The sequence below is a fragment of the Kitasatospora sp. NPDC057500 genome (assembly GCF_042802195.1).
Lineage (GTDB): Bacteria > Actinomycetota > Actinomycetes > Streptomycetales > Streptomycetaceae > Kitasatospora.
In genome coordinates, this window is the sequence record NZ_JBHVER010000362.1 from 1 (window position 1) to 4,259 (window position 4,259).

A 4,259-nucleotide genomic window follows, 5' to 3' on the forward strand; every position below is an offset into this window, starting at 1 on the left:
GGTGGCGCCCTTCGGTGCTTCGCTGGTGCTCGTCACTCGCGGTCAGATCTCGCCGCGGAGCTTGGCCAGCGCCTCCGCGAGGATCGCCTCGCCGTCGGCGTCGGTGCGCCGCTCACGGACGTAGGCGAGGTGGGTCTTGTACGGCTCGTTGCGGGACGGCGCGGGCGGGTTGTGCTCGTCCTGGCCGGCCGGGAAGCCGCAGCGCGGACAGTCCCAGGTCTCCGGGATCACCGCGTCGGCCGCGAAGCTGGGCCGGGTCTCGTGCTTGTTCGCGCACCAGAAGGAGATCCGGTTGCGGGGGGCGGATTCGCCGCGCTCCGCCTCGCCCATCGGGCCGGCTCCGACCCTGCTGCCACGGATGGCGTTGCCACTTGCCACGGTCTGACTCCCTGCGTGCTGGTGCGCCGACGCGCGCGACGCGCGTCGGTGGCGAAAGTCGTCCTAGTGTAAGCAGGAGTTAAGCATGCGCCACCCACCGGCTCCGCCCCGGACCTTTCCAGGATAGGCCGCGGGGCGACGGGGCGTCAGAGGTATGTCATCCCTTGTACTTCATGACCAGACCGAGCACCACGAGGCAGGCGAACCAGCCGAGGCCGACCACGACCGTGATGCGGTCCAGGTTGCGCTCGGCCACCGCCGAACCGCCACCGGTGGACATCGCGCCGCCACCGAACATGTCCGACAGGCCGCCGCCCTTCCCCTTGTGCAGCAGCACCAGGAGGATCATCAGCAGGCTGAAGACGATCAGGGCAATCGAGAACCCGAGAACCACGACGGGACCAACTCTCTCGTATCTTCGGCGAAGGGGCCGGACCACGTCGGGTGGTCCGGCCCCAAAGCCTACGTTGCTGCGGCGGCGTTAGCCTACTGCCTGCTCACGGTACCGCACGATCTTGACGAACTCGTCGGCGTCCAGCGAGGCTCCGCCGATCAGGCCGCCGTCGATGTCCGGCTTGGCCATCAGGCCGGCCGCGCTCGACGACTTCACCGAACCGCCGTAGAGCACCCGGACCTTGCCGGCCAGCTCGGCGTCGTACAGCTCGGCGAGCCGAGCGCGGATCGCGGCGCAGACCTCCTGGGCGTCCTCGGGGGTCGCCACCTCGCCGGTGCCGATCGCCCAGACCGGCTCGTAGGCGACCACGATGGACTCGGCCTGCCCGGCCGGGATGTCCTGCAGCGCACCGTCGAGCTGGGCCAGCGTGTGCTCGACGTGGGTGCCGGCCTTGCGGACCTCCAGCGGCTCGCCGATGCACAGGATCGGGGTGATCCCGCTGCGGTAGGCGGCCTTGACCTTGGCGTTGACGATCTCCTCGTTCTCGCCGTGGTACTGGCGGCGCTCCGAGTGGCCGATCACCGCGTAGGCGCACTTCAGCTTGGCCAGCATCGGGCCGGAGACCTCGCCGGTGTAGGCGCCGCCGTCGTGCTGCGAGATGTCCTGCGAGCCGTACTTGATCTTCAGCTTGTCGCCGTCGACCAGGGTCTGCACCGAGCGGAGGTCGGTGAAGGGCACCAGGACGGCCACCTCGACCGCCTCGTAGTCCTTGTCGGCCAGCGCGAAGGCCAGCTTCTGGGTGTGCTGGATGGCCTCAAGGTGGTTGAGGTTCATCTTCCAGTTGCCCGCCATCAGCGGGAGACGCTCAGTCATGCGTGATTCAGCCTTCCAGGGCGGTGAGACCGGGGAGCCGCTTGCCCTCCAGGTACTCCAGGCTCGCGCCACCGCCGGTCGAGATGTGCCCGAACTTCGTCTCGTCGAAGCCCAGGGTGCGGACGGCCGCGGCGGAGTCGCCGCCGCCGACCACGGAGAACGCGTCACTGTCGAGCAGGCCCTGCGCGACGGCCGCGGTGCCGCCGGCGAAGTCCGGGTGCTCGAAGACGCCCATCGGGCCGTTCCAGAACACCGTCTTCGCGTCGGCCAGCTTCTCGGCGAACAGCTTGCGGCTCTCCGGGCCGATGTCCAGGCCCAGCTGGTCGGCCGGGATCGCGTCCACGGCGACGACCGAGTGGGCCGTGGGGGCCTTGGCCTTGAGGTCCGGGAAGCCCCCGGAGACCACGACGTCCGTCGGCAGGACGAACTCGACGCCCCGCTCCTTCGCCTCCGCCAGGTAGCCCTGGACGGTCGGGATCTGGTCCTCCTGCAGCAGCGAGGTGCCGACCTCGTGGCCCTGGGCCTTGAGGAAGGTGAAGACCATGCCGCCGCCGATCAGGATCCGGTCGGCCTTCTGCAGCAGGTTCTCGATCACGCCGACCTTGTCGGAGACCTTGGAACCGCCGAGCACCACCACGTACGGGCGCTCGACGTCCTCCGTGAGGCGCTTGAGCACGCCCACCTCGGTGGCGATCAGGTCGCCGGCCGCGTGCGGCAGCAGCGCCGGCAGGTCGAACACCGAGGCGTGCTTGCGGTGCACCGCGCCGAAGCCGTCGCCCACGTAGAGGTCGGCCAGTGCGGCCAGCTGCCCGGCGAACGCCGCGCGCTCGGCGTCCTCCTTGCTGGTCTCACCCGCGTTGAAGCGCAGGTTCTCGAGCAGCGTGACCTCGCCGTCGGCCAGGGCGGCGACGGTGGCCTTCGCGCTCTCGCCCACGGTGTCGGCCGCGAAGGCGACCGGCCTGCCGAGGATCTCGCCGAGGCGGACGGCCACCGGCGCGAGGGAGAACTGCGGATCCGGCGCGCCCTTGGGGCGGCCGAGGTGGGAGGCGACGACGACCTTCGCGCCGCGCTCGACGAGCTTGGCGATGGTCGGGGCGACGGCACGGATCCGGCCGTCGTCGGTGATCGTGCCGTCGGACAGCGGAACGTTGAGGTCCGCGCGGACGAACACGCGCCTACCGGCGACGTCCAGATCTTCGATGGTCTTCACGGTCTTCGGTCTCCTGGCGAGATGGTGGAGCAGGGGACGGCACAACGTTGTGCCGTCCATGGGGAGTTGAGGGTGCGCAGACGGAGGGCCCGGACGGCTTCGCACATGCCTTCCGGGCCCTCCCCCCTACTTCACGTCAGCTCCCGCTGCGTCAGAGCCCGGCACCGACGAGGGTGGTCAGGTTGACGAGGCGGTTCGAGTAGCCCCACTCGTTGTCGTACCAGCCGAAGACCTTGACCTGGTTGCCCTGGACCATGGTCATCAGCGAGTCGAAGATCGTGGAGAACGGCGAGTTCACGATGTCGGAGGAGACGATCGGGTCCTCGGTGTACTGCAGGATGCCCTTGAGGGTGGTCTCGGAGGCCTTCTTGAAGGCCTCGTTGACCTCGGCGACGGTGACGTCGCGCTCCAGGGTGACCACGAGGTCGGTGATCGAGCCGGTCGGGACCGGGACGCGCAGCGAGGTGCCGTCCAGCTTGCCCTTGAGCTCCGGCAGGACCAGCGCGGTGGCCTTGGCGGCACCGGTCGAGGTCGGGATGATGTTGAGGGCCGCGGCGCGGGCGCGACGCAGGTCCTTGTGCGGGAAGTCCAGGGTGACCTGGTCGTTGGTGTACGCGTGCACCGTGGTCATCAGACCCTTGACGATGCCGAAGTTCTCGTTCAGCACCTTGGCCAGCGGCGCCACACAGTTGGTGGTGCAGGAGGCGTTGGAGATGACGGTGTGCTTGTCGCCGTCGTACTTCTCGTCGTTGACGCCCATGACGATGGTGATGTCCTCGTCGGTGGCGGGCGCCGAGATGATGACCTTCTTGGCACCGGCCGCGACGTGCTTCTTCGCCGCCTCGGCCTTGGTGAAGATGCCGGTCGACTCGATGACGATGTCCACGCCCAGCTCGCCCCAGGGGAGGTTGGCCGGGTCGCGCTCGGCGATGACCTTGAAGGTCTTGCCGTTGACGGTGATGCTGTCGGCGGTGTGCGACACCTCGCCCGGGAAGGTGCCCAGGATCGAGTCGTACTTGAGCAGGTGCGCCAGGGTCTTGGTGTCGGTCAGGTCGTTGACACCGACGATCTCGATGTCCGCGCCCTGGGCCTGAACCGCACGGAAGAAGTTGCGGCCGATGCGGCCGAATCCGTTGATGCCTACCCGGATCGTCACGAACCGATCTCCTCGTTAGGTACGCCGGACGCTATGCCGACGGGGTGGAATTTTGGGATGTCCCCGACCGCCTATGACCCTACCCCTCCGAGGCCGGGTAGAGCACATCAGGCGCCCGCGCAACCCCTGGCGTGGCGCGTGTTCACAACAATTCCAGGTCGTCCGGCCTTGCCCTCCCGGGCAGTTGGTCCCGGCCCCGCGCGAGGACCCCGGCGACGCCCCGTCCCACCCTCCGGACACGGCTCCGC

The 4,259-nt window shown here is 68.9% G+C and carries 5 protein-coding genes; all 5 read right to left on the bottom strand.

Features of this window, described 5'->3' with window-relative positions; all coding sequences use genetic code 11:
- Positions 1 to 42 precede the first annotated feature (42 nt).
- The gene (locus tag ACFU74_RS36360) at positions 43 to 330 is read right to left on the bottom strand and encodes an RNA polymerase-binding protein RbpA (RefSeq protein WP_350552731.1); all 288 of its coding nucleotides are present in this window, start codon (positions 328 to 330) and stop codon (positions 43 to 45) included.
- 205 nt (positions 331 to 535) lie between these two features.
- Positions 536 to 772, bottom strand: a complete 237-nt coding sequence (secG, locus tag ACFU74_RS36365) for a preprotein translocase subunit SecG (RefSeq protein ID WP_380764409.1) — start codon at positions 770 to 772, stop codon at positions 536 to 538.
- 87 nt (positions 773 to 859) lie between these two features.
- Positions 860 to 1,645: a triose-phosphate isomerase gene (gene tpiA / locus ACFU74_RS36370; protein ID WP_380764410.1), complete on the bottom strand. Its 786-nt coding sequence runs from the start codon at positions 1,643 to 1,645 to the stop codon at positions 860 to 862.
- 7 nt (positions 1,646 to 1,652) lie between these two features.
- The gene (locus ACFU74_RS36375; RefSeq protein WP_380764411.1) at positions 1,653 to 2,855 is read right to left on the bottom strand and encodes a phosphoglycerate kinase; all 1,203 of its coding nucleotides are present in this window, start codon (positions 2,853 to 2,855) and stop codon (positions 1,653 to 1,655) included.
- A 151-nt stretch (positions 2,856 to 3,006) separates the two neighbouring features.
- The gene (gene gap / locus ACFU74_RS36380) at positions 3,007 to 4,011 is read right to left on the bottom strand and encodes a type I glyceraldehyde-3-phosphate dehydrogenase (protein ID WP_380764412.1); all 1,005 of its coding nucleotides are present in this window, start codon (positions 4,009 to 4,011) and stop codon (positions 3,007 to 3,009) included.
- Positions 4,012 to 4,259: the final 248 nt, after the last annotated feature.